The organism is Leucobacter sp. WKLB1, assembly GCF_059696215.1.
In genome coordinates this window covers 1,069,120-1,093,547 of the sequence record NZ_AP046115.1, presented here as the reverse complement: position 1 = coordinate 1,093,547, position 24,428 = coordinate 1,069,120, and the positions used below count along the sequence as shown (strand labels likewise).

Genomic DNA, 24,428 nt, shown 5'->3' with positions numbered 1-24,428 from the left:
CGCGTGTCGTTCATGGCTGAGATTCTACCGCCGCTCCCTGCACACTTCCGCCGCGGCTCACGCCGGCCCAGCGCACCGACGGCTCCCCCGATTGTCGGTACCGACGGATAGGCTGACTCGCATGACAGAGGCACCTGCTCAGGCTCCGGCCACGCGTGATGCGCCGTGGCCGGTCGCCCAGATGAGCGAGAAAATCGCGGCCTGGATTGATCGACTCGGGCAGGTGTGGATCGAGGGTGAGATCACGCAGTGGCAGTTGCGGGGCGGCCACGTCTACGGCAAGCTCCGCGACCTGCAGCAAGACGCGACGGTGAGTTTCACGGTCTGGCGTTCGGTCGCCCAGCGACTCACGAGCGACTTCGCGCAGGGCGACCGCGTGGTCGCCCTGGTGAAGCCGAACTTCTGGGTCAAGGGCGGCTCGCTCACCGTGCAGGTTTTCGACCTGTCCCACGTCGGCATCGGCGAGCTGCTCGAGCGGCTCGAACGGCTGCGTCGTCAATTGCAGTCGGAAGGGTTGTTCGCGGTCGAGCGCAAGCAGCGTCTTCCATTTCTGCCAAACCTCATCGGTCTGATCACGGGCAAAGATTCTGACGCTGAAAAAGACGTCATCCGTAATGCGACGCTGCGGTGGCCCGGAGTGAAGTTCAAGCTGCACTACGCTGCCGTGCAAGGCGACCGTGCAGCCGGCGAAGTGACCTCGGGTATCGAGGCGCTGGATCGCGATCCCGAAGTCGACATCATCGTGGTGGCTCGCGGCGGCGGCGATTTCCAGAATCTGCTGCCGTTCAGCGACGAGCGCGTCGTGCGGGCGGCCAGCGCCGCGACGACCCCAATCGTCAGTGCGATCGGCCATGAGGCAGACCGGCCGTTACTCGACGAGGTCGCCGATCTGCGCGCATCGACGCCCACCGACGCCGCGAAACGCATCGTGCCCGACGTCGGCGAGGAACTCGCGGGGCTCGATCAGGCGCGTGCCCGACTCAGCACGCGAGTCAGCCAACTGCTCGCGCACGAAACCGATCGCATCGCCCAGCTCAGAGGCCGACCGGTGCTCGCCGCCCCCGACCGGCTGGTCGATGAGCGAGCTGAAGAACTGGTGCGGTGGATCGCGCGGGGCGCGGAGCTGGCTGATCGCGCAGTGGAAGACCGATCCCGCGCGCTGGCCGAGACGCGCGCTCGACTGACCGCGCTCTCACCGCAGGCCACACTGGAGCGCGGCTACGCGATCGCTCAAGTGGTCACCGAAGCAGGCGACGCCGGCGACGTACTTCGTGATCCTGACGCTGCACCGACGGGCACTGTGCTGAGAATTTCGCTCGCGGGCGGGCGAATTGCGGCGGTGTCTCGCGGAACCTGATGTGGAGCGCCGTTCGCTCAATAACGTCCGAGACGACGCCCGACGCGCTCAGGCGAATCACGCCCCGCGCGGGTACTCAGCGTGCCATACTGCACAGCATGGCGAAAGTGCGGAAGTACGACCCCGAGTCCGACTCACCTCAGGTCGAGACTTCGGAGTCATTCGGAGCCCTCGATGAACTCGACGAGCAGCTCATCCTGTTGCTCGAGCGCGACGGTCGCATGAGTTACGCGGACCTCGGCGCCGAAGTGGGCCTGACGCCGGGCGGAGCGCGTGCCCGCGTCAAGCGGCTGCAAGAACGCGGGGTCGTCCGTGTCATCGGCGTGACGAGCCCCAATGCGGTCGGTCTCCGCAGCATCGCCAGCTTGCAGATCGAAGTGTCCGGCGACATTGACGCGGTCGCCGATCGCATCGCGGCATTCGACGGCGTTCGCTACGTCGTGCTCGGATCCGGCCGCTTCAGCATTCTCGTCGAAGTGTACGCGACGACGCCGGGTGAACTATTCACACTCATCAACCGGCAAATTCGCGAGATTCCGGGCGTCTCACACATCGAGACATTCCTCTACGACTCCGTGCACACGCATCGGCCGATCTTTCCGCTGACCAGCGGCCGGTAACTCGGTCGGCCCCAAGTTCCGTTCGGGGCCGACCGCATATTTCATTCGATAACGAGGCCGAGCGCCCGCGCGAGCTGGGCCGAACGTTGGATCACCTCGGTCTGCCAATCCGTGAGTTCGCGGGCCGGGGATTGACCGACCGAAAGGTCGAACGGATCCTCAACTCCGGTGCGCACCCCGCTTAAGGCTTCCAGCACCGCCACCCCGCAGAAGGGCACGTGCACCGGCGAATAGCCGCCCTCATGCGAGAATACGATCCGCCCGCCACATGCCTCGTCCGCGATCGCCAGCAATCGCTCGGCGATCCCACGGAATCCCCCCGACGTGACACTCATCCGCCCCAGCGGGTCGAGCGCCGATGGATCGAACCCGCTCGAAACGAAGATCAGATCCGGCGCGAACGCACGGATCGCGGGACCGGCCACTTCTTCGACCACTGACCAATAGGCTCCATCGCCTGAGCCGGCAGGAAGCGGGACGTTGATGTTCGATCCAGCCCCGGTACCCGTTCCCTGCTCATCGACCAACCCGCTGTCGACGGGGAAGAGGCGATCCTGATGCACCGAGATCGTGAGCACGTCGGGGTCGTCCCAGTAGATCTTCTGCGCGCCGTTGCCGTGGTGCACGTCGTAGTCGAAGATCGCCACCCGGCGCAGACGCCCGGCTGCCCGAAGAGCCTCGATCGCAACGGGCACGTTCGCAAAGAGGCAGTACCCACGACCTTGATCGGGCTCGGCGTGATGGCCCGGGGGCCGCACAAGGGCGTAGGCATTGTCGACTGCTCCGTCGAGAACGGCCTCTGCGGCGGCGAGCGTGCCTCCGGCGGCGAGCCGGGCGAGATCGTATCCTCCTCGCCCGAACGGGGAGAATCCGTCTCCCGCGTCTCCTCCCCCGGCATCCGACTGCTCGCGAATGCGTTCGACATGGCCCGCGGTGTGCACGCGCAGCAGATCCTCGGCCTCGACAGAACGAGCCGGGATGCGCACGAGAGATTCGAGCAGGCCTGAAACCTCGACGAGGCCCGCGAATCGAGCCTTCGATTCTGGGCTCTCAAAGTTCTGGTAAGGCTGCACGAATCGTCCCGAGGGATAGATACCTGCGTGCGTTCCTGTGTCATGCCACGCGTACTGCTCGTGCCACACATATCCGGTTCTGCGCTCCATTGCGTGTCCTTCCGATATCCGTTCGCCGAGCGGACCGGTGATCGTCGTCCACTCCGACGGCCATAACCATATCCTCGATAATTCAAAAATCACAACCAGAATCCCAATATGAATGTCGAAACGTAAATGAAACATTTAAATTGTTGACTGTTAAGCGCAATGCGTGTTGTCATAGTGACGCTGCGATCCAGGGTCGGCTCGCAGCGGACGGCATCGAAGCCGCCCGAGCACCGACGAAGGAGTCACCTCATGAAACGCACCCGTGGAATTCTCGGCGGCATCGCCCTCGCTGCGGCCGCGGCGCTCGCACTGACCGGCTGCACATCCGACAGTTCGGGGAGCTCAGCCGATGGCGGAACCTCGGGCGATGGCTCGAAGGGCGCGGTGGCCATGAGCTTCGCGGGCCTCGACATTCAGATCTGGAATGACATGCTCCCGTTCATGGAAGACATCGTGACCGATGCCGGCTACGAGTTCGTCACGGACGATCCGAAGTGGAACGCGCAAACGCAGGTGCAGGACTGGGAGTCCTGGCTCGTTCGAGGCGACATCAAAGCAGTGATGGGATATCCGGTGCAATCCGATGCGATGGTCGCCGTGACCTCGCAGGCGGCGGATGCCGGGATCCCGGTGCTGGGATACGGCAGCAGTTGGGACGGCGTCACGGCCGCCGTGACGCTCGACCACGAGGCCGATGGCCGGAAGGCCGGTGAAAAGGCAGCCGAGTGGATCAAGGAGAAGTACGGCTCGGAGCAAGTCGACGTCGCATTCCTCGGCTGGCCCGACACTGACCTCGGGCGATTGCGCGGAGCCGGCATGCAGGAGGCACTCGATGATGCGGACTTGAATCTCAACATCACGGAGCACAAGGTGCTGAGTCTTGATGACGGGTACGCCGCCGTGCAGAATCAGCTGAACACCGCACCGAAGACGAAGGTGTGGCTGGCGATCGCCAATGATCCCGCTCTCGGCGCGTATCAGGCGCTCACCGATTCGGGTGTCTCGCCGACCGACGACAGCATGCTGCTGCTCAACCTCGATGCGACTGACGCCGAACTTGAGGTCTTCCAGGAGCCGAACTCGTTCTGGCGCTACGCGTACATCGCTCCGGCACGCCAGCTTGCAGAGGCGAACGCACGCATGCTCGTGGATGCTGCCGAGGGCAAGCCGGTCGAAAACCAGACTGTGCCGGTGACCGAGGTCACCAGCGAGAATGCCGAAGACTTCCTCCTCGCGAACCAGTGACGGAGCGGGTGACGGCCGCGTTCGGCCGTCACCTCACCCATCTCCGTGCGTCTCAAGCGCACCCCACCACTGCGAGAGGATGCACCATTACCACAGGCGACGACCGCCTGATTTACGACGGAGTCACCGTCGATTTCGGCGCCACCCGCGCGCTCGAAGACATCAGCTTCGCCGTGCGCCCGGGAGAGATCGTCGGGCTGCTCGGGCATAACGGAGCGGGCAAAAGCACGCTCTTCAATGTGACGACCGGAGTCATCGGAGCGACCGCCGGTGCTTTCAGTATCGACGGTACCCGAATCGATGGGCAACTCACGCCCCGCGAGGCTGCGCAGCGAGGAGTGACGGTGATCCATCAGGAGCCCACTCTCGCACCGAACATGAGCGTGCTCGAAAACCTGTTTCTTGCGCGACCACGACGTCGCGCGTCCGAGCGGCGCGCGATCGCCCGCGATGCGCTGTTGTCGGTCGGAGCGGATCTGCCGCTCGACATGCCCGTCGAGGCGCTGGGTCTGGGCGAACGTCAACTGGTCGATCTCGCGCGCGGTGTACTTTCGGGCGAGATGAAGGTGCTGCTGCTCGACGAGCCGACCGCGGCCCTCGGCCGTGCCGAGACGGATGCCCTCCACGCGCTCATCCGCAGCTTCGCGGATCGTGGCGTCGCGGTACTGTACGTCTCCCACCGCCTCCCCGACATCATGGAGGTCTGTACCCGCATCATCGTGCTCCGCGGCGGTCGCATCGTCGTGGACGGCCCCAGCGACGAGTTCACTCCGACCAAGCTCGCCGAAGCTTTGGTGCCAGATCTGCGCACCCTCGACTTCACGCACACCGAACCCGGCGACGAGGTTCTCTCGATCGAGACCCCGGGCGGTGAGATCTCCGCGCGCGCGGGCGAGGTTGTCGGAGTTTTCGGCATGGCCGGTGGAGAGCAATTCGCCCTGGCTACCCAGCTCTCGGGGGCCGCCTCGGATCCCATACCGTATCGCCTCGCCGGGCGAACGGTACGCTTCACCTCGCCCGCGCGGGCGATTCATCACGGCGTCTTCTCCGTGCCTCCAGATCGCGACACCGAGGGCCTCATCGCGTCCGAGACAGCACTCGATAACGTCATGCTTCCCTGGTACTCCTCAAGCCGGTCACGCGGGTGGTGGGTGTCGGGGAGCTCCGGCGCCGAGATCTATGCCCGCGCTCGCACAGCGCTCGATATCCGAGGCCCCTCCGCCAACGCCGAGGTGTCCCAGTTCTCGGGCGGCAACCGGCAGAAACACCTGTTGGCCAGATGGCTGTACCCTGCCCAGCCCACTCTGCTCGTGCTCGCTCAACCGACGCAGGGTGTCGATGTGGGCGCCAAACTCGACATCGTGGAAGCGGCTCGCGACGCCGCTGCGCAGGGTGCGGCCGTGATCGTCGCCTCGAGCGAGTCCGACGAGATCGCCAGCATGTGCGACCGCGCCTACACCATTCTCGGCGACCAACTCACCCAGGTCTCCCGCTCCGACACTTTTAACGCCGATTTGCTCACTTCACTGCTCGCCATAGCCGAGCCCGCGCGCGCCTGAACGGAATCCTCACATGAATACAGAACGCGTCAAAATCTTCGCCGCAAAGAACGGTATCTTCCTCGCCCTCGTCGTCCTCATCGCTGTCTTCTCGATCCTCCGCCCGAACTTCTTCACTCTGGCGAACGGGCAGAGCATCCTGCTCCAGGCCGCCGAACTCGGCCTGATCGCGATTCCCGCTACGTTCCTGATCATGTCGGGCACGATCGATCTCTCGGTCGGGTCCGTCGCCTCGGTGTCCGCGATCACCGGTGGACTCACGATGAGCGCCACCGGGTCCACGATCGTCGGATTCGCTGCGGCACTCGGCACGGGCGTTCTCGCTGGTGCGATCACAGGCTTCCTGGTGTCGTACTTGCGCCTCAACTCGTTCGTGGTGACGCTCGGCGCACTGAGTGTCTGGGGAGGGCTCGCACTGCTCCTCTCTGATGGTCGCACGATCCCGCGTGCAGAACTCCCAGAGTCTTTCCGAGCGATCGGCACGATGAAAGTGGGGCCCGTGCCCATTCAAATCGTGGCATTGATCGTCGTGATCGCCCTTGGCTGGTATGTACTCAACCACACGACGTTCGGCAAATCAGTCAAGGCCATCGGGGGCGGCGAGCGCGCAGCACGACTCATGGGAGTGAACGTGCAGCGCTCACGCTTCCTGCTCTTCGTCGCAACCGGGGCATTCTCGGCCCTCGCCGGATTGTTCCTCTCCGCGAAGGTGCAGTCGGCAAACCCGAACATCGGTTCGGGACTCGAGCTCGAAGTTCTGACCGTGGTGCTGCTCGGAGGCGTCGCTTTCGAGGGCGGTGTGGGGTGTATCAGCGGAGTGGTTGCCGGGCTCCTCTTCTTCCGCGTGCTGCGAGCCGGGCTCGTATTCATGCAGGCCTCGCCGTTTCTCCAAACCATCCTGGTCGGAGCGACGTTGATCGTCGCGGTCGCGCTCGACAGCTCGATTCAGCGCATGATCAGAACGTCATGGGCGAAACTCGGCAAACGCGCAGTGGCATCCGCACTCGGCGACGGTTCCGCTCAGCCGCCGAGCGCCTCGAACCCGGAGCCGTCGGCGTTCATGCGAAATGATTCGGAACGGTAATCGTCGGACACGCTGAAGTTGATCACAACCGGACCGACCTGTTTCGCGAATGTCTCTGACGACACGTCGGAGTCCGTCGAACGCCCGATCGAGAAGCTCACATCATCGGTGTTCTCAATTCCAGCTTCGATGCTCGCCCGTTCGGCGGCGGGAGCGAGCCGGTTCCAGTCGACATCGTCAATCGAGAAGGCCTCGAGTGGAGTATCGGGCTGAATCGTCGCGGCGCCGTCATGCGTCACCGCTCCCCCTCGATACATCCATCGGTCTGTGGCGTTCTCACCGGGCACAAGCGGCGCCTCGACGATCAGGTACTCGTCGGAAACGACCGCACTGATGAGCTGATCGTGACCAATGGCGGCTTCCAGCGCGGCGAGTGCCTGACCGAGGGGCTCCGCTTCGCGGTAGTCGGGACGCAACTGGCCGTGCTGCAGCGCAGCGACCGTCTGCGCAGCTGCGACCCGGTAGGGCAGCACCACGGCAACGGCAGCAACCAGTGCGGCGGCGACGAAGAGCACGATGCGCAGCGGGCGCCCGCGTCTGCCCACGCTGATGATGGGGCCGCGGCGAGAACCGTCAGCGCGAATGACGCCGCCGTCACCGACGCGCACCGGGCCGGCGGTCGACGCATCGGGAATCACGATGCCGCGCCACGGATCTGCTTCGACGTCATCGGGAAGGAAAGCGACCTCCGGCCCCTCTTCGGTCAGAATCGCGACCACTCGACGCGCCCCCGGCTGCACGGCCGGAATGTGCGTGATCGGTACGATCTCCCGCATCGAGGTGCGAAACGCAGCTCCGGATCGCGGCTGCACCGTGAGCTCGATCTCGCAGAGCGGTTGATCGTTGATCTGCGTTCCCGTCTGACGAAGCGCGTCGACGCGTGCGACTCCGAGCCGCCCAGCCTCGCGGGCGGCCGCAATGACGTCGTCGCCCGGCATCTGCACCCCGCGCACCGACTTGCCGATGAGCACGAACGTGCCGCAGCCGATGATGAGCGTCATGCCCACGGGCAGGGCCCAGACCCCTGCCCCGGGCGGCCCGACCACCATGACGACAATGCCTCCGACGACCAATCCGACACCGACGAAGAACAGCAGCCTGAACATGCGTCCAGCCTACGGGCGTCTGCACGGTCACACCCGAATTCTGTTGCGGTCGCGCAGCGGATCCGCTCCGGGCGTTCGTGTCGGTGGCGGCGGGTAGACTGAAGCTCATGGCAGATACGGTGCTTCCGGATCCCGCCGCCCTCGGTTACGAGGAAGCGCGCGACGAACTCATTCAGGTGGTCGGCCGCCTCGAGCAGGGCGGTGCGACCCTTGAGGAGTCGCTGCAGCTCTGGGAGCGTGGTGAAGCGCTCGCTGCACGGTGCGAAGAGTGGTTGCTCGGGGCCCGAAAGCGCCTTGAAGCTGCGCGCACCTCTGCGGGCGAAGCCGGCGCTTCAACGGAGCACGACGCGTAACCGATGGCCAAAAAGCAGAAACCCCCGGTAGTCGTCGCCGAGCTCGGGCGCCCGGAAACCGCAGCGGAGACCTCGGCGCGCAAGTCGCGCGACAGCCGGCTCTACCGCGAGCGCAAGACGGTGAACAACCTGGTGCTCTCGCTACTCGTCAGTCTCGGCCTCGTGCTCGTGATCTTCCTGGCCGTGCCTCGCGGCGGCGCGAATACCTTCGCGGAGCAGAGCATCAATGTGCAGACCGCGGCGGTCGAAGCATCCCCCAGCGCGGGTCGCGACCTCGCCGCCCCTGAAGTTCCGGCGGCGTGGAAGGCGAAAGAGGCCGGGCTGCGCCGCAGCGGTGACGTGACCTCCTGGCAGATCAACTACACCACGGTCGACGAGGCGACGCGCATCGAATCGTACGCCGCCGTCGTGCAGGGCTTCACCGCTGACGGGAGCCCGGTCGACGACGTCTGGGTGTCGCAGCAGCTCGAACAGCAGTCTCCCACCGGCACTGAGACCCTCGGCGGCCTCGACTGGGTGACCTACGATCACTCCGATCGCAACCCCGACGAGTCGAACATGCTCTTCGGCCTGCAGACCACGTGGAACGGCGACACGATCCTCGTCTACGGCACCGACTCCTCAGCCACTCTCCGCGAACTCGCGATCCAGGTCGCCGAGTCGCTCGACACCCCGAAGGGAACCGCATGACCGCCCCCAGAGTCACGCCGCAGCAGGCGTGGAACGCCCTCGTCGACGGCAATCAGCGCTTCATCGCAGGCGGGCCGCAGCACCCCCGTCAAGATGTCGAGCGACGTCACGAGTTGGCCAAGGGGCAAGATCCTGACGCTGCTCTCTTCGGCTGCTCGGACTCGCGACTCTCGGCAGAGATCATCTTCGATGCCGGCCTCGGCGACCTGTTCATCGCCCGAAATATGGGCCATGTCGTCGCCGAGTCGATCACGGCGTCGATGGAATACGCCGTCGCCAACCTCGGCGTCGCGGTGATCGTCGTCCTCGCGCACGATTCCTGCGGCGCGGTCGCGGCCGCGATCGGGCAGATGGAGCAGAATCCGGCCGCCGTGCCGACGGCCGTCGAGAACACGCTTGCACCGATCCTGCCGTCGGTGCAGGAGCTCTGGCTCCGCGAGCACCGCGATACGCCCTACGTCGACGCATCGACGATCGACGCCGACGCCGTCGGCCGCGTGCACCTCGCTGCGACCGTGAATCAGCTGCTGCGCAGCTCTCGCATCATCAGCGACGCCGTCGCCGCCGGCACGCTCGGCATCGTCGGCTGCCAGTACCGTCTGGCCGAGGGCCAAGCCGTCGCGGTGAGCGCGGTCGGGCACCTCGACATCGCCGCAGGTACCCCCATCGCCGGCTGAGCCGCACCCCACGACTTTCTCCGACCCCGAGCAGTATCCACGAAACGAAGGATGATTGTGACCGAAGATCGCAGCGCCGCCGGCGCCGAGACCGAGTACCGCATCGAGCACGACACCATGGGCGAGGTGCGCGTTCCCAAGAATGCGCTCTACGCAGCGCAGACCCAGCGCGCCGTCGAGAACTTCCCCATCTCGGGCAAGGGGCTCGAGCCTGCGCAGATCGTGGCGCTTGCGCGCATCAAGCGCGCCGCCGCCATCGCCAATGGCGAGCTCGGCATTCTCGAGGCACCGATCGCGCAGGCGATCGTCGCGGCAGCCGACGAGATCATCGCCGGCGAGCACCACGACCAGTTCCCGGTCGACACCTACCAGACCGGTTCGGGCACCTCGTCGAACATGAACACCAATGAGGTGCTCGCCACGCTCGCGTCGCGCCACCTCGGTGCACCCGTGCACCCGAACGATCACGTGAACGCATCGCAGTCGTCGAACGACGTCTTTCCGACGTCGGTGCACATCGCCGTGACCGGGGCGCTCATCGAGCAGCTGAAGCCGGCCCTCGCGCACCTCGCCGAGGCATTCGAGGCGAAGGCCGAACTCTGGAAGACCGCCGTGAAGTCGGGCCGTACGCACCTCATGGATGCGACACCCGTCACCCTCGGCCAGGAGTTCGGCGGTTTCGCTGCACAGATTCGCTACGGCATCGAGCGCATCGACGCCGCCCTCCCCCGCGTCGCCGAGGTGCCCCAGGGCGGCACCGCCGTCGGCACCGGCATCAACACCCCGCTCGGTTTCCCGGAGAAGGTCATCGCTGAGATCGCGCAGTCGAGCGGCCTCCCCATCACCGAGGCCCGCAACCACTTCGAGGCGCAGGCGAACCGAGATGGTCTCGTCGAGGCGTCGGGCGCCCTGCGCACCATCGCCGTGTCGCTGACCAAGATCAACAACGACATCCGTTGGATGGGTTCGGGCCCCAACACCGGTCTCGCCGAGCTGCACATCCCCGATCTGCAGCCGGGCTCGTCGATCATGCCGGGCAAGGTCAACCCCGTGATTCCTGAAGCAGTGCTCATGGTTTGCGCTCGGGTCATCGGCAATGACGCGACCATCGCGTGGGCCGGCGCTTCGGGTGCGTTCGAACTCAACGTGCAGATCCCCGTCATGGGCACCGCGCTGCTCGAGTCGATCCGCCTGCTCTCGAACGCGTCGATCGTGCTCGCCGACAAGACCGTCGACGGTCTCGAAGCAAACCTCGAACGCGCCGCTGCCCTCGCCGGCATGAGCCCGTCGACCGTGACGCCGCTCAACCGCCTCATCGGCTACGAAGCTGCCGCGAAGATCGCGAAGCACTCGGTAAAGAAGGGCATCACCGTGCGCGAAGCCGTGGTCGATCTCGGCTACGTCGAGCGCGGCGAGGTCACCGAGGCCGATCTCGATCAGGCACTCGACCTGTTGTCAATGACCCACCCGGGCGTCGCCAAGTAATTCGTCACCACCCTTACAACGGGTGCAAGGGGCCCGGGATCACGCGATCCCGGGCCCCTTGACATATGTGGCGATGCGGTGGCGCCGCGGCGAGCGCGTGGGTCAGGTGCGGGCGAGTGTCTCGCGCAGCGCCGGCTCGAGCTCGGGGTGCGCGAAGACGAACCCCGCATCGTCGAGCACGCCCGGCAGCACCCAGCGGCTCTTGAGCACGAGCTCTGTTTCGGTGCGAATGCCGATCGCCCCCAGTTCCAGCATCCATCGTGGCAGCGGCGGCCCGAACGGAACGCCGACGATGTGACGGACGGTGCGCATGAACTCCCGATTGTCGACGGGGTTCGGCGCTGCAGCATTCACGGGCCCCGAGATATCGGCGCGTTCTTCCACAAAGTCGATGATGCGCGCCACGTCGTCGACGTGCACCCAACTGAAGCGCTGGGTGCCGCGACGGGCACCCGGGAAGTGCGCGGTTCCGGCCTCCCGGCGGCGGCGCGACACGGGCCAGGGCCCGTCGAACTGCGGCCCGCCGAGTCCGAGCCGCGCCAGACGCTGGAGCGGACCGAGCACCCCGCCATCGCCGATCACGATGGCACTGCGCAACGCGATGCGGCGCGTGTGCGGAAGCTCATCCGCGAACAGCGCGGCCTCCCATGCCGTCGCGACGTCAACCGAGAACCCGGTGCCGATATCGCCGGCGCGCTCGGTCATCGGGCGGTCTTCCGCGTGCCGGTAGATCGTCGCGGTCGAGGAGTTCACCCACACGGGCGGGGGCGATGATGCCTGGGCGATGGCGCGACTGAGCTGCGCCGTGGTGTCGAGACGCGATCTGAAGATCTCGGCGCGGTTCGCGGGTGTGTACCGACAGTTGACGCTCTTCCCGGCGAGCCCGACGACGAGTGCGGCCCCCTCGACCGCCGCGGCGACGCCGTCGCCGTCGCCCCAAGCGAGGTCGGCCCCGCTCCGCGAGATCGTGACGACCTCGCGCCCAGCCGCACGGAAGTGCCGCTGCAGATACTGCCCCATGAATCCTGATGCGCCGCCGAAGACGACCCGACCCTCGTTCATTACTCCTCCTCGATGCAGTACGTGAATGCACCGCCGTATTGGTACACCCGCCCGAAGAACGGAACGTCGATCGTGACGTTGACGCGCTGCCGCTGCGCCAGAGCGTCGAAGCGTTCGTGCAGACGCACCACGGGTGCGATCGCCCTCGGTAGTCGCAGTACGCGACGCCGGTCGCCCCGCTGAGTGAAGAGCACCAGGCCGACCTCACGACTGACCAGGCGAACACCATCAGCGCCCGCGCTCAGGTCGAAACTCGCCACAATCGTCGCGGGCTCACCGATCTCGTCGACGAGCCGACCCTGCGCATTCAGCCCGACGGAGTCGCGCATCTGCCAATGCCCATCCGGCAGTTCGAGGCTTCGGCGCCCGACCGCACGACCCGAAATCGTGCGGTTCTCTACGGTGAACGGAACGTCGCGCGCCCAGGTGGCGCGCACCACGCCGCGACGCTCGAGCAGACGGAACACAGGGTGCAACCAGCAGCGTGGTGTGCCGACACGATCGAACACGCCGCGACCGCGCCCGACGTGCCCCTCGGGTATCGTCGCGAAGTACTGCTGTAGCGTCAAGTGGAGTGCATCGACACCGCCCGACGCCTCGACGGTGCGCAGGCCCGTCACCCGAAGCGCCGCGAGCGCCCGCTCGTAGGGAGAGCTCGGTTCGGGCGGTTGGCGCGGCGACACACTCCCAAGCTAACAGGGGTGAGATTCAACTTTCTCGAACGGAGCGAAACGCGTGGAGACTTCAGACTGGCAGACTCGCATCGATGCGGTGTGGGCGGATGATGAGGCGACCCCTGACACAGTGATCGATCGGATCGCCGGGCTTGTCTCAGAACTTCCCGATGACGACCCTCGTGGCCCGTTCGAGCTCGGTGGGGCACACGATTCCGCGGGCTTGGAGGCCGAGGCCGCGGTGCTCTACGCCCGCGCGGTCGAGCTGGGCCTGTCGGGCCGAGCACGCGCGGAGCTCGACATTCAGTTCGCCTCGACGCTGCGCAATCTCGGTCGCTTCGAAGAGTCCGTCGCAATGCTCGAGAACGGCGCCGACCACCCCGATCTCGGGTCGGCACGAGCCGCATTTCTCGCACTCGCACTGCACTCAGCGGGTCGCCCCGGCGCTGCCCTGGCCGTCGCGCTGGAGGCTCTCGTGCCGACGCTGCCGCGCTACCACCGCTCTCTGCGCGGCTACGCCGCAGAGGTGCGCGCGTCAGACACGCACGAGGCATAGCCCGAACCACCGAGGGCCGGGCGGGGCCGAAGCCGCACCCGACCCTCGGCCGTCGACTTACGGGGTGTCGAGCAGATCGGTCACGAGCGCGGCGATCTCGCTGCGCTCGGAGCGCGTCAGGGTGATGTGCCCGAAGAGACGGTGGCCCTTGAGCTTCTCGATCACCGCGGCGATGCCGTCGTAGCGGCCGACCCGCAGGTTGTCGCGCTGCGCCACATCGTGCGTGAGCACCACGCGCGAGTTCTGCCCGATGCGCGAGAGCATGGTGAGCAGCACGCCCCGCTCAAGCGACTGCGCCTCGTCGACGATCACGAAGGCGTCGTGCAATGAGCGCCCGCGGATATGCGTGAGCGGCAGCACCTCGACGAGATCGCGCGCGACAAGCTCATCGAGCACGTTCTCCGAGACGATCGACCCGAGCGTGTCGAAGACCGCCTGGGCCCAGGGGTTCATCTTCTCTTGATGATCACCCGGCAGGTAGCCGAGATCCTGACCGCCCACGGCGTAGAGCGGGCGGAACACCATGACCTTGCGGTGCTGCCGGCGCTCGAGCACCGCTTCCAGGCCCGCCGCGAGCGCCAGGGCCGATTTGCCCGTGCCGGCGCTGCCGCCGAGCGAGACGATGCCGATCTGCGGATCGAGCAGCAGGTCGATCGCGAGACGCTGCTCCGCACTGCGGCCCGAGACGCCGAAGACCTCGCGATCCCCACGCACCACATGCAGCGAGCGATCGCCGTCGACGCGACCGAGCGCAGACCCGCGAGGCGAGGTGAGCACGAGGCCGGTGCCGAACGGAAGACCCGCGGCCCCCTCAACATCGTCGATGCGGTCGTCCTCCCAGAGGTGCTTCATCTGCTCCTCGTCGAGCTCGACCGAGGCGATGCCGGTGTACGCATCGTCACGAGCGAGTTCGGCGCGGTACTCCTCGGAGCCGAGTCCGAGCGCCGCGGCCTTGAGACGCATCGGCATGTCTTTCGAGATGACCGTGACGTCGAGTCCCTCGGAGGCCAGGTTCTGCGCCACCGCCAGAATCCGGGTGTCGTTGTCGCCGAGGCGCATGCCGCTCGGCAGCCCGTCCATGCTGCTGTGGTTGAGCTCGACGCGCACCGATCCGCCCGCGTCGCCGACCGGCACCGGGAAGTCGAGCCGCAGGTGCTTGTCGCGCAGCTCGTCGAGAATGCGCAGCGCCCGCCGCGCGAAGTACCCGAGTTCGGGATCGTGGCGCTTCTTTTCGAGTTCCATCACGACGACGATCGGGAGGACCACGCTGTGCTCGGCGAAGCGGAACAGTGCCGCGGGATCGCTGAGCAGCACCGACGTGTCGAGCACGTAGGTGCGCTGGGCCTGCAGGGTGTCGCCGAACAACTCGGGCGAACTCGGCGACAGGGTCGCCGACGAGTGAGCATCCGGTCTTGGGACGACCGGCGAGGGTGATGCGGAGTGATGGATCTCAGCCACGATGGCTCCTCTGCTCCGGGGCAGGGCCCCGACTCAGCGAGTTGGCCAGTAGCTCCGAGGTGGTGACCGACCGGCCTCCTCGATCGGGCACCCTGCCCGATGCGTCACACGCTACGCCGCGCGACGCGAATCCCGCGACAAGACACGCATTGCGATCTGTGAACGCTTCGTGTCGTGTACGTCAACGAATTGCGTCACCGCACTGAATCGGGCGTGATTGTGGGAGTTCCACAGCGGGTGATGCGGGGGCCCGCCGTCGGGTATTCTGATGGCTGCGATACCGCAGTCTGGGGTGAGGACCTCTGCGCCTCCCTCTCGGCGAATTCCGTCACGAATAAGGAGCACCGCTTGCGCACGATCGACTGGGTCGACGGAGCCATCGAACTCATTGATCAGACGCTCCTCCCTCAGCGGGTCGAGATGCGTCGCATCACGGAGCTCCCGGAGTTGATCGACGATATTCAGCGACTCGCGGTGCGCGGCGCTCCGGCACTCGGTGTCGCTGGCGCACTCGGCGTCGCCCTCATCGCCGCGAGCGTGGCCGCCGAGCACGGCGACGATGAGCTCGATCGCGATGAGGTTCGACGCCAGGCACTCATCCTGCGTGAGGCTCGTCCTACCGCGGTCAACCTCTCCTGGGGCGTGGATCGCGCGCTGACGAAGCTTGATTCCGGCGCCGAGGCAATCCTCGCGGAGGCGCTCCTGATCCGCGACGAAGACATCGCGGCCTGCATCTCGATGGGCCTGCGCGGCGCTGACCTGACGCGCGAGCTCACCGGCAAGGATCGCATACGCGTGATGACGATCTGCAACACCGGCAGCCTCGCCACCGTCGAACGCGGCACGGCGCTCGGCGTGATCCAGACGCTGCTCGAGCAGGGCTCCCTCGAGGAGGCCTTCCCCCTGGAAACCCGTCCCCTGCTGCAGGGGGCACGACTCACGGCGTGGGAGCTGCAGCGCATGGAGGCGCCCTTCCGGCTCCTTATCGATTCGGCCGGCCCGTTCCTGCTTTCTCGCGGGATCGCCGACGCCGTCTTCATCGGCGCCGACCGCATCGCGGCGAACGGTGACTCCGCCAATAAGATCGGTTCCTTCTCCCTCGCACTCGCGGCGCAGCACGCCGGCGTGCCCTTCATCGTCGTCGCCCCCGAATCGACCATCGACATGCGCACCGCGAGCGGCGCCGACATCGAGATCGAGGACCGCGGGGTCGACGAAGTTGCCGGCTTTGGCGGCGTGCGCACGGCCCCCGAGGGCATCGGAGCCGTGAACCCCGCATTCGATGTGACGCCCCACGAACTCATCACGGCCATCGTGACGGAACGACGGGTGATCCTGCCCGGCCGTGGCGAGACGCCCGGCAGTGTGTCGCTCGACGCGTTGCGCTCGTAAGCTCTATCCCATCCCCCTTCCGTTCGAAAGGAACATCCATGTTCTTCACTCAGCGCCGCGTTCGTGCGGCACTCGTCGCGGGCGCGGCTTCGGCCGCCCTGCTGCTCACCGCATGCTCCGGTGGCGGCGGTTCGTCCGCTGATGAAGCGGCCAGCGACGGCCCGAACTTCATCTACATCACGAGCGACCCGATCGGCCAGAACGAGTTTCTAAAGTCGGGCAAGGTCGGCATCGAGTCGGTCGCGAAGACGTTCGAGGGCACCTCGACGACGTACGAGTCGAAGGACGACGCGACCCGTCGCTCGAACCTCGAGACCGCGATCGCCAAGGCACCCGAGGTCGTCGTGATGCTCGGCTTCCAGTTCGGCGACGTCGCCAAGGAGCTCGCCGAGCAGAACCCGCAGCAGAAGTTCCTCCTCATCGACACCTTCGTCGACGGTGCACCCGAAAACCTCTACCAGGCGACCTTCCGCGAGCAGGAGCCCTCGTACCTCCTCGGCGTCGAGGCCGGTCTCCTGACGCAGGCCAACAAGGTCGGCTCGGTCATCTCGGTCGACAACGATCTGCTCAAGAAGTACTCGGACGGCTTCGCCGAGGGCGCCAAGAGCGTCAACCCCGACGTGGACGCCGTCGCTCCGCAGGTCATCGGTGGCGACAACCCGTTCGCCGATCCGGCGCGCGGCAAGGAGCAGGCACTCGCCTTCGCAGCAACCGGTGTCGATCAGGTGTTCGCCGTGGGCGCTGCATCGAACGGCGGCATCATCGAGGCCGCGGCCGAGAAGGGCTTCTCGACCTACGGCGTCGACGCGAACCAGTGCCCGATCGCTCCCGGATCCGTTGTCGACGGCACCGTGAAGTCGGTCAACAAGGTCATCGAGACCGTCGTGGGCGAAATCGAGGACGGCACCAGCTCGAAGGATGCGACGACCTCGTTCGGCCTCAAGGAAGAGGGCATGACGATCGTCAGCCTCACCGATGACGCCGCGGATTCGCAGTGCACCGTCGTCGAGAACACCGAGGTGCTCGACAAGGTCAAGCAGACGCGCGACGACATCGTCTCGGGCAAGATCAAGGTCACCGACCCCCTCGCCTAAGCGCCCCCTCCGCCGGTCGATCGAGCGCAGCGGAGTCGGCACCCGACGCAGTAGCCTGGGTGTCGACTCCCTGCGCTCGCTCGATTGGCGAGTTCTATTCACCACCCGTCAGAAGGAGCGAGCATGGTCGCCGAAGTCTCGATGCGCGGCATCACCAAGCGTTTCCCCGGTGTGCTCGCCGACGACAATGTCGACTTCGAGGTCGAATCCGGCGAGATCCACGCACTCATGGGCGAGAACGGTGCTGGCAAGTCGATTCTGATGTCGCAGCTCGCGGGCGTCTACCAACCCGATGAGGGCGAAATCTACATTCGCGGTGGGCTCCGCACCCTCTCCTCCCCCCTCGACGCCATCGATGCCGGCATCGGCATGGTGTTCCAGTCGTTCAAGCTCTTCCCCTCGCTCACGATCGCGGAGAACGTGGTGTTCCGCAGCGAACCCACGAAGCGCGGTCTCATCGACCGCCAGGCGGCGAACCGCAAGGTCGCGGAAATCGCTGAAAAGTACGGACTGTCGCTCGACCCCACCGCCCGCGTCGACTCGGTGCCCGTCGGCGTGCTCCAGCGCGTCGAGATCGTGAAGGCGCTCTACCGAGAAGCCCGCGTGCTCATCCTCGACGAGCCCACCGCCGTGCTCACCCCGCAAGAGACCGAGCGCCTCTTCGAGGTGCTGCGCGCGCTCAAGGCCGACGGTCGCACCATCATTCTCATCACGCACAAGCTTGGCGAGGTCATGGCGATCTCCGACCGCGTCACCGTGCTCCGCGACGGGCGCAACGTTGCGCAACTCGTGACCGCCGAGAGCTCGCCCGCGGAGATCACCCGGCATATGACCGGGCGCGACGTGGATCTCTCGACGCCGCCTCCAGCCCACGACCCCGGTGACGTCGTGCTCGATGTCACCGAACTCTCCGTTCCGGGTTCTGGCGAACGCGACGCGGTCAGCGCGGCGAGTCTCTTCGTGCGCCGCGGCGAGGTCGTCGGCATCGCCGGCGTGGCCGGCAATGGTCAGGTCGAGCTCGCCGAGGCCATCATCGGCATGCGCAAGGCGACCTCGGGTTCGGTCTCAGTCGCGGATCGTGATCTCAGCGGCGCCTCGATCGCGCAGCGACGCGACGGCGGCATCGCGTACATCCCTGAAGATCGGCACGCCGTTGGCAGTGCGGGCTCTGCAGACGCGATCGACAACCTCGCGCTCGGCCACCACCGCAGCGCACCGATTCTCAGCGGCGGACTCCTCTCGCGCGCCGCGATGCTCGAGCATGCGAAGCGACTCATCAGTCGCTTCGGGGTGAAGATCGCCGGGCCTTCGACGCCCGTCGGCACGCTCTCGGGCGGCAACCTGCAGAAAGTCGTCGTCGCTCGTGAGCTCGACTACGGCTCGCCTGTGCTCATCGCCGAACAGCCGACGCGAGGCGTCGATATCGGCGCGATCGAGTCGATTCATCGCGAGCTCTGCGAGTATCGCGATGGCGGCGGCGCACTGCTGCTCATCTCTGCCGAACTCAGTGAGATCCTGTCGCTGTCTTCGCGCATCCTCGTGATGTTCGAGGGCCGCGTCGTCGCCGAGGTACCGAAAGCAGAGGCCACCGAGGCCCTGCTGGGCCTGTACATGGCCGGCCACGAGCCCGAAGAGCGCCACCGCCCCGGCGCATTTGCCGCACTGCGCGCAGCTTCCGGCACGGCATTCGCAACCGCTCCCGATCAGAATGGGGTCGCCCGATGAACGTCGCTCGCAAGGCCGGGAACTGGCTTGCCGGGCCGATCCCGGTATCGGTCGTGCTGGCGCTGCTCATCGGCGCCTGCTTCATGATCATCGCAGGCGTTGATCCGCTGAGCGGCTACGCTGCGATGGTCAACGGCTCATTCGGCTCTGGTGTGGGCCTCGCGAACACGCTCGCTCGAGCCGTACCGATCATCGGTATCGGCATCGCGATCGCGGTGGCATTCCGTGCCGGCGTGCTCAATCTCGGCACCGAGGGCCAAGCCGGCCTCGGTGCGCTCGCCGGCGGCATCGTCGCCATCTACCTGCCCGGCCCGGCGTTCCTGGTCGTGCCGCTGGCCTTCATCGTCGCGATCGCCGTCGGCGCACTCTGGGGGCTCATCTCAGCCCTGCTGCAGAACCTCCTGGGCGTACCGATTCTGCTCTCGACGCTGCTGCTGAATTACCCAGCACGCTACTTCTCCTCGTGGCTGATCCGATTCCAGCTCAAGGATCCGAGCACCGATCAGGTGGCCTCGCAGCAGTTGCGCCCCGAGGTGCAGCTCAACATGATCGTTCCGCGCGACTCCGGCTTGGCCGAGACACTTCGCAATTCATTGGGCCCGACAAGCCCGATCACGGCCGTGCTCACCGGCGTGAACTGGTCGCTCGTCATCATGATCATCGTCGTCATCGCGGCGATCTTCGTCAACCGCCGCACGCGGTACGGCTTCGAGGCCGGTCTCAGCGGTCAAAATGCAGAGTTCGTGCGCTACGGCGGCGTCAAGCCCGGACCGCTGGTCACCCGCACGATGGCACTCTCCGGCGGCATCGCTGGAATGTTCGGACTCATGCTGATCATCGGCGCTCCGAGCACCCGCCTCATCGAGGGCTACTTCGTGCAGACGAACTTCGCCTGGACCGCGCTGCTGGTCACCCTGCTCGCCCTGTACCGCCCGATCGGCATCGTCATCGCGGGCCTGTTCTTCGCCGCCATCATGGTGGGCAGCGACGCGATGGGTCGCGAGCTCGGGCTGTCACCCCAGATCGCAGCGGTCATCCAGGCACTCGTCATCATCCTGCTCGCGTTCCGCGTCGCGCTCCCCCGCTTCCGCAAGCGCGGCGGGGCGGCCTCCGCAAAAGACGGGCCACCGCTCGACGGCCCGCCACTCGCCGAATCGGCGCTCGCGGCGTTGCATACTCCCGTCCCCGGCGCCGCCGTCCCGGCCGCCGCCACCGCTTCCGCAACCGCGGAGCCCGCTGAGACCCAGGAGTCGGCACGATGAATCTGCTGGAACTCTTCGACCAAGACCTGATCGGCTCGGTGCTGCGCTCCCTCATCCCGATTCTGCTCGCAGCTCTGGGCGGCATGCTCGCGGAGCGCGCCGGCATCTTCAACATCGGCCTCGAGGGCATGCTGCTCGTCGGTGCGTTCTCCGCCGTCGCCGCATCGTATTTCGCGCACAGCTGGATCGTGGGCACCATCGTCGCCATGCTCGCCGGGGCACTCTTCTCGCTGATCCTCGGGTACGGTGCGGTGTATCGCAAGGGCGATCCGATCGTGCTCGCCGTCGCGATGAACATCCTCGCGGTCGGCGTGACCAGCTTCCTGCTCGTCGCCATCTTCGACGTGCAGGGCGTGTTCCAGAACCCGGGTATCGTCGGCATTCCGGTCTGGCGCATTCCAGTGCTGGCCGACATCCCCTGGATCGGCGTGCTCTTCTCGCTCACCCCGCTGGGCTACCTCGCGCTCCTCCTCGTTCCGACCCTCTGGATCGTGCTCTTCCGCACCCCGCTCGGTCTGCGCCTGCGCGGCGTCGGGGAGCGTCCGCTCGCCGCCGCGACGATGGGCGTCGACCCGCAGCGCTACCAGCTCGGCGCGGTACTCGCCTCGGGCGCCCTCGCGGGCCTCGGCGGCGCGCAGCTCGCGCTCGGCAACGTTGTGCAGTTCACCGAGAACATGTCGGCGGGACGCGGCTGGATCGCGGTCGTCGCCGTCATGCTTGCCCGCGCGCACCCGGTCGGCGTGCTCGGTGCCGCGCTGCTCTTCGGCTTCGCCGATGCCATCGGCTTCCGTCTGCAGTCGTTCGGTCTGCCGCAGCAGCTCACCGATGCCGGCCCGTATGTGGTCACCCTCATCGTGCTGATCCTGCTGAGCAAGCGCTTCCGCAAGACCCGCGAAGCCGCACTCGCGTGATGCAGTTTCCCCCTGAGGCTGCGCGGTGGGTGGATCGCCTCCAGCTCGAACCCCTCGAACACGAGGGTGGATTGTTCCGCCGCATGCACCTGGACGAGCACTCCAGCGCGATCTACTACCTGCTGGCAGACCCCGACTTCTCAGCGCTGCACGCGCTCGCGTCGGTCGAGGTCTACCACTGGTACGCCGGTGATCCGCTGCGTCTGCTCCTGCTGCACCCCGACGGGCGCAGTGAAGAGCGCATCCTCGGGCCAGATCTCGAAGCGGGGCAGCTGCCGCAAGCCGTCGTCGCCCCGGGCGTGATGCAGGGCTCCTCATCGCTCGGCTCATGGAGTCTCGTCGGCACCACGATGTCACCCCCGTTCGAGTGGAACGGCTTCGAGCTCGGAGAGCGCCAGGAGCTGCAGGCTCGCTACCCCGAGGCGGCGCAGCGCATCGCCGAGCTCACGCGCCCGGCGTCGGCGTAGTCGTCTCAGGCATCTCATCGGGTCGGGGCGGCTGCCACACCGCCTTTGGACGCTTCGGTGCGAGCTCGGGCTGGCGATCCTGACCGAACTGCCCAGTGAGCACCAGCACGACGAGAATCACCGCGACCACGATCCACCCGGCAACTCCGAGCGGCAGCACGAGCACGGGGTTCAGCGGCGTACCGGCAGCCACCAACATGGCGACCATGCCCGCAGATGCATTCAACGACGCGTGCCCAAACACCGCCGGCCAGACCGACCCGGTGCGCAGGCGCGTCCACCCGAGCAGCGCACCCCACAGCACGCACGCAACCACCATGAGCGCGACCCCGCGCCAGTCGAGCAGCCCGAAGTTGTAGCCCAGCAGAATCACCGGCGAGTGCCAGAGACCCCAGAGCGCACCGCTGACCGCCAGCGCCGGCCAGGTGCCGAGCGGCCGCAGTGCAGGGAGCAACCAGCCGCGCCAGCCGAGCTCCTCCCCCAGAGCGAACACCGCGTTGACCGGGGCGAGCAGCGGAATCGTGATGATCTGCAGCCAGACGAGCAGCCCGATGGGCGGCAGGCTCTGGCGAGCGATCTCGGCGGTGTCGGGGCTCACCGATGCGAGCTGTTGGTCGAGCAACTCTTGGAAGCCGGAGTATGTTGTCAGATCGAGACGCACCCACCCGAAGAGTGCCGCGACGCCGATGGTGGCGAGCGTGATGACGGGCGGTGCGAAGAGCGCCGCGACGACGAACCAGACCACCCGTTTCGCGGGTCGCAGCGGCCAGATACCGAGCAGGCGTAGGCGTTCGCCGCGCGGCGCACGGGCAATGAATACTGCGGCGAGGGCGCCGATCGTCGGCGTGAACATCATCGCGGCCGCGAGGGCGGTGAAGAGGAGTTCATAGCCTGGTTCGCTCGCGTCCTTGACCCAGAGCGGCAGCGCGACGACCCAGGCGAGCCCGAACGACACGACGACGAAGAGCGCGAGCGCACCCCAGGGCACGCGGGCGAAGCGATCCGGTCGCGCCGCCATCTCAGACTGCACGTCGACCGTCGACTCAGTAATTTCGTGCGGTTCCGGCATGTTCAGGCTCCTCGAATTGCGAGGCCGCATGCCCTGCCGCGCATCGCAGCACTTGGTTCGCGCCCCAATTCCACCCTAGCCCACTGCGAGATTCAGCCGTGTCGCGCTGACCGCCACGCACTCAGCGGAAGATCTGCGCCCAGAGGAACGACAGCCGGCGAATCGGTTCCTCTGAGTGCGGATCTTCCGCTGAGCGCGCGGGGAGCGGAGGGCGAGGGCGGTAGCGGCACCCGCCCACGCCCAGCAGACCGTCTAGAACGCGGCGATACCGGTGAGCTCGCGCCCGATCACGAGCTGATGCACCTCGTCCGTGCCCTCGTAGGTGCGCACAGACTCGAGGTTCGCCATGTGGCGCATCACCGGGAAATCTGAGGTGATGCCGTCGCCCCCCAGAATGGAGCGCGCGGTGCCGGCGATCTTGATCGCCTCGCGCACGTTGTTGAGCTTGCCGACCGAGATCTGCCCGTAGGTGAGGGTGCCGGCGTCCTTCAACCGACCGAGGTGCAGCGCGAGCAGCAGCCCCTTCTGGTATTCGAGGAACATGTCGGCGAGCTTCGCCTGGATGATCTGCTTGCCGCCGATCGGCGCGCCGAACACCTCGCGGGTCTGCGAACGCTCGACCGCGACCTCGAGGCACGAGCGCGCAGCCCCCATGACGCCCCAGGCGATGCCGTACCGCGCCTCGTTCAGGCACTTGAACGGCGACGACAGTCCCTTCGATCCGGGCAGGATCGCATCCGCAGGCAGGCGAACGTCGTCGAGCACGATCTCGGTCTGCAGCGACGCGCGCATCGACAACTTGTTCTCGATGGCAGTGGCCTGGAACCCGGGGGTGTCGGTCGGCACGATGAACCCGCGCACGATCCCCTCCTCGTCTTTGGCCCAGATCACGCCGAGCGTTGCGACCGTCGCGAGGCCGATCCAACGCTTCTTGCCGTTGAGCACCCACGTGTCGCCCTCGCGGCGCGCGGTGGTGAGCATGGTGTTGGGATCCGACCCGCCCTGCGGCTCGGTGAGCCCGAAGAACCCGATCGCTTCGCCGCGCCCCATCGGAGGCAACCAGCGCTGCTTCTGCTCCTCGGAGCCGAACTTGTAGATCGCGCCCATCGCAAGCGAGCCCTGCACCGACAGCGCGGTACGGAATCCTGAGTCGACGGCTTCGAATTCCATGGCGACCAGGCCGTATGCCACCGATGAGGCACCCTTCAGCCCGTATCCGTCGAGGTACATGCCGAACGCCCCGAACTCGCCGACCTCGGGCAGCAGCTCAACCGGGAGGCGCCGGTCTTCGAACGCCTGGTCAATGATCGGCTGGATGCGCGTCTGTGCGAATTCGCGCGCTTTCAGCTGCCACTCGCGTTCTTCTTCGGTGACGAAGTCGGCGACGTCGAACAGCTGGTCGATGGTGGTGGTCATGAT

Annotated in this window: 23 protein-coding genes; 16 read left to right on the top strand and 7 right to left on the bottom strand. The window is 66.5% G+C overall.

What is annotated here, in order from left to right:
- Positions 1-121: 121 nt before the first annotated feature.
- Positions 122-1,357 (top strand): exodeoxyribonuclease VII large subunit, encoded by a 1,236-nt coding sequence (gene xseA / locus ACZF5Y_RS05030; RefSeq protein WP_497534732.1) that lies wholly within the window; start codon positions 122-124, stop codon positions 1,355-1,357.
- Positions 1,358-1,455: 98 nt separating this feature from the next.
- Positions 1,456-1,977, top strand: a complete 522-nt coding sequence (locus tag ACZF5Y_RS05025; protein WP_497534731.1) for an Lrp/AsnC family transcriptional regulator — start codon at positions 1,456-1,458, stop codon at positions 1,975-1,977.
- Between the two features lie 41 nt (positions 1,978-2,018).
- On the opposite strand, the gene ACZF5Y_RS05020 is transcribed toward ACZF5Y_RS05025, so the two are convergent.
- Positions 2,019-3,275 (bottom strand): class II histone deacetylase, encoded by a 1,257-nt coding sequence (locus ACZF5Y_RS05020; RefSeq protein WP_497534730.1) that lies wholly within the window; start codon positions 3,273-3,275, stop codon positions 2,019-2,021.
- A 114-nt stretch (positions 3,276-3,389) separates the two neighbouring features.
- Between ACZF5Y_RS05020 and ACZF5Y_RS05015 the strand changes: the two genes are divergently transcribed.
- Genes ACZF5Y_RS05015 through ACZF5Y_RS05005 form a run of 3 tightly spaced genes read left to right on the top strand, consistent with a single transcriptional unit; the run spans position 3,390 to position 7,028 of the window.
- The gene (locus ACZF5Y_RS05015; RefSeq protein ID WP_497534729.1) at positions 3,390-4,385 is read left to right on the top strand and encodes a sugar ABC transporter substrate-binding protein; all 996 of its coding nucleotides are present in this window, start codon (positions 3,390-3,392) and stop codon (positions 4,383-4,385) included.
- An 8-nt stretch (positions 4,386-4,393) separates the two neighbouring features.
- On the top strand, positions 4,394-5,944 hold the full coding sequence (locus ACZF5Y_RS05010) for an ATP-binding cassette domain-containing protein (RefSeq protein WP_497534728.1): 1,551 nt from the start codon (positions 4,394-4,396) through the stop codon (positions 5,942-5,944).
- A gap of 13 nt (positions 5,945-5,957) precedes the next feature.
- A complete protein-coding gene (locus tag ACZF5Y_RS05005) occupies positions 5,958-7,028 on the top strand; it encodes an ABC transporter permease (protein ID WP_497534727.1) in 1,071 nt (356 codons plus the stop codon).
- Here the strand turns inward: ACZF5Y_RS05005 and ACZF5Y_RS05000 are convergent.
- Positions 6,965-8,134 carry a hypothetical protein gene (locus ACZF5Y_RS05000; protein WP_497534726.1) on the bottom strand — a complete coding sequence of 390 codons (1,170 nt, stop codon included), beginning with the start codon at positions 8,132-8,134 and terminating at the stop codon, positions 6,965-6,967. The genes ACZF5Y_RS05005 and ACZF5Y_RS05000 overlap by 64 nt on opposite strands.
- Before the next feature lie 107 nt (positions 8,135-8,241).
- Between ACZF5Y_RS05000 and ACZF5Y_RS04995 the strand changes: the two genes are divergently transcribed.
- From ACZF5Y_RS04995 to ACZF5Y_RS04980, 4 genes are read left to right on the top strand one after another with little or no spacing between them, the layout of a single operon-like run.
- Positions 8,242-8,487, top strand: coding sequence for an exodeoxyribonuclease VII small subunit (locus ACZF5Y_RS04995; protein WP_497534725.1), 246 nt, complete (start codon positions 8,242-8,244; stop codon positions 8,485-8,487).
- 3 nt (positions 8,488-8,490) lie between these two features.
- Positions 8,491-9,177: a DUF4245 family protein gene (locus ACZF5Y_RS04990; RefSeq protein ID WP_497534724.1), complete on the top strand. Its 687-nt coding sequence runs from the start codon at positions 8,491-8,493 to the stop codon at positions 9,175-9,177.
- Positions 9,174-9,854: a carbonic anhydrase gene (locus ACZF5Y_RS04985; protein WP_497534723.1), complete on the top strand. Its 681-nt coding sequence runs from the start codon at positions 9,174-9,176 to the stop codon at positions 9,852-9,854. Before ACZF5Y_RS04990 ends, ACZF5Y_RS04985 begins: the two co-directional genes overlap by 4 nt.
- A gap of 57 nt (positions 9,855-9,911) precedes the next feature.
- Positions 9,912-11,339, top strand: a complete 1,428-nt coding sequence (locus tag ACZF5Y_RS04980) for a class II fumarate hydratase (RefSeq protein WP_275575610.1) — start codon at positions 9,912-9,914, stop codon at positions 11,337-11,339.
- Between the two features lie 102 nt (positions 11,340-11,441).
- Here ACZF5Y_RS04980 and ACZF5Y_RS04975 read toward each other — a convergent pair whose 3' ends face one another.
- Both ACZF5Y_RS04975 and ACZF5Y_RS04970 read right to left on the bottom strand, forming a co-directional pair.
- Positions 11,442-12,401 carry an epimerase gene (locus tag ACZF5Y_RS04975; RefSeq protein ID WP_497534722.1) on the bottom strand — a complete coding sequence of 320 codons (960 nt, stop codon included), beginning with the start codon at positions 12,399-12,401 and terminating at the stop codon, positions 11,442-11,444.
- Complete coding sequence (locus ACZF5Y_RS04970) at positions 12,401-13,084, bottom strand: DUF4166 domain-containing protein (RefSeq protein ID WP_497534721.1); 684 nt, start codon at positions 13,082-13,084, stop codon at positions 12,401-12,403. The genes ACZF5Y_RS04975 and ACZF5Y_RS04970 overlap by 1 nt, the downstream gene beginning before the upstream one ends.
- Before the next feature lie 52 nt (positions 13,085-13,136).
- Between ACZF5Y_RS04970 and ACZF5Y_RS04965 the strand changes: the two genes are divergently transcribed.
- Positions 13,137-13,631 carry a tetratricopeptide repeat protein gene (locus ACZF5Y_RS04965; RefSeq protein ID WP_497534720.1) on the top strand — a complete coding sequence of 165 codons (495 nt, stop codon included), beginning with the start codon at positions 13,137-13,139 and terminating at the stop codon, positions 13,629-13,631.
- A gap of 57 nt (positions 13,632-13,688) precedes the next feature.
- Here the strand turns inward: ACZF5Y_RS04965 and phoH2 are convergent, their stop codons facing one another.
- A complete protein-coding gene (gene phoH2 / locus ACZF5Y_RS04960) occupies positions 13,689-15,017 on the bottom strand; it encodes an RNA 5'-3' helicase PhoH2 (protein WP_497535298.1) in 1,329 nt (442 codons plus the stop codon).
- A 420-nt stretch (positions 15,018-15,437) separates the two neighbouring features.
- On the opposite strand from phoH2, the gene mtnA reads away from it, so the two are divergent.
- The 6 genes from mtnA to ACZF5Y_RS04930 all read left to right on the top strand — a co-directional run bounded on the left by mtnA (position 15,438) and on the right by ACZF5Y_RS04930 (position 21,940).
- A complete protein-coding gene (gene mtnA, locus ACZF5Y_RS04955; protein ID WP_497534719.1) occupies positions 15,438-16,481 on the top strand; it encodes an S-methyl-5-thioribose-1-phosphate isomerase in 1,044 nt (347 codons plus the stop codon).
- Between the two features lie 38 nt (positions 16,482-16,519).
- Positions 16,520-17,575 (top strand): BMP family ABC transporter substrate-binding protein, encoded by a 1,056-nt coding sequence (locus tag ACZF5Y_RS04950; RefSeq protein WP_053351837.1) that lies wholly within the window; start codon positions 16,520-16,522, stop codon positions 17,573-17,575.
- A gap of 123 nt (positions 17,576-17,698) precedes the next feature.
- On the top strand, positions 17,699-19,300 hold the full coding sequence (locus ACZF5Y_RS04945; protein ID WP_497534718.1) for an ABC transporter ATP-binding protein: 1,602 nt from the start codon (positions 17,699-17,701) through the stop codon (positions 19,298-19,300).
- Positions 19,297-20,562, top strand: a complete 1,266-nt coding sequence (locus tag ACZF5Y_RS04940) for an ABC transporter permease (RefSeq protein WP_497534717.1) — start codon at positions 19,297-19,299, stop codon at positions 20,560-20,562. The genes ACZF5Y_RS04945 and ACZF5Y_RS04940 overlap by 4 nt, the downstream gene beginning before the upstream one ends.
- Positions 20,559-21,473 carry an ABC transporter permease gene (locus ACZF5Y_RS04935; protein ID WP_053351835.1) on the top strand — a complete coding sequence of 305 codons (915 nt, stop codon included), beginning with the start codon at positions 20,559-20,561 and terminating at the stop codon, positions 21,471-21,473. The genes ACZF5Y_RS04940 and ACZF5Y_RS04935 overlap by 4 nt, the downstream gene beginning before the upstream one ends.
- Positions 21,473-21,940, top strand: coding sequence for a cupin domain-containing protein (locus tag ACZF5Y_RS04930; RefSeq protein WP_497534716.1), 468 nt, complete (start codon positions 21,473-21,475; stop codon positions 21,938-21,940). Before ACZF5Y_RS04935 ends, ACZF5Y_RS04930 begins: the two co-directional genes overlap by 1 nt.
- Here the strand turns inward: ACZF5Y_RS04930 and ACZF5Y_RS04925 are convergent.
- Complete coding sequence (locus tag ACZF5Y_RS04925) at positions 21,918-23,009, bottom strand: CPBP family glutamic-type intramembrane protease (protein ID WP_497534715.1); 1,092 nt, start codon at positions 23,007-23,009, stop codon at positions 21,918-21,920. The two genes, ACZF5Y_RS04930 and ACZF5Y_RS04925, sit on opposite strands and share 23 nt — an antisense overlap.
- Positions 23,010-23,261: 252 nt before the next feature.
- Positions 23,262-24,425: an acyl-CoA dehydrogenase family protein gene (locus ACZF5Y_RS04920; RefSeq protein WP_497534714.1), complete on the bottom strand. Its 1,164-nt coding sequence runs from the start codon at positions 24,423-24,425 to the stop codon at positions 23,262-23,264.
- Between the last annotated feature and the right edge of the window lie 3 nt (positions 24,426-24,428).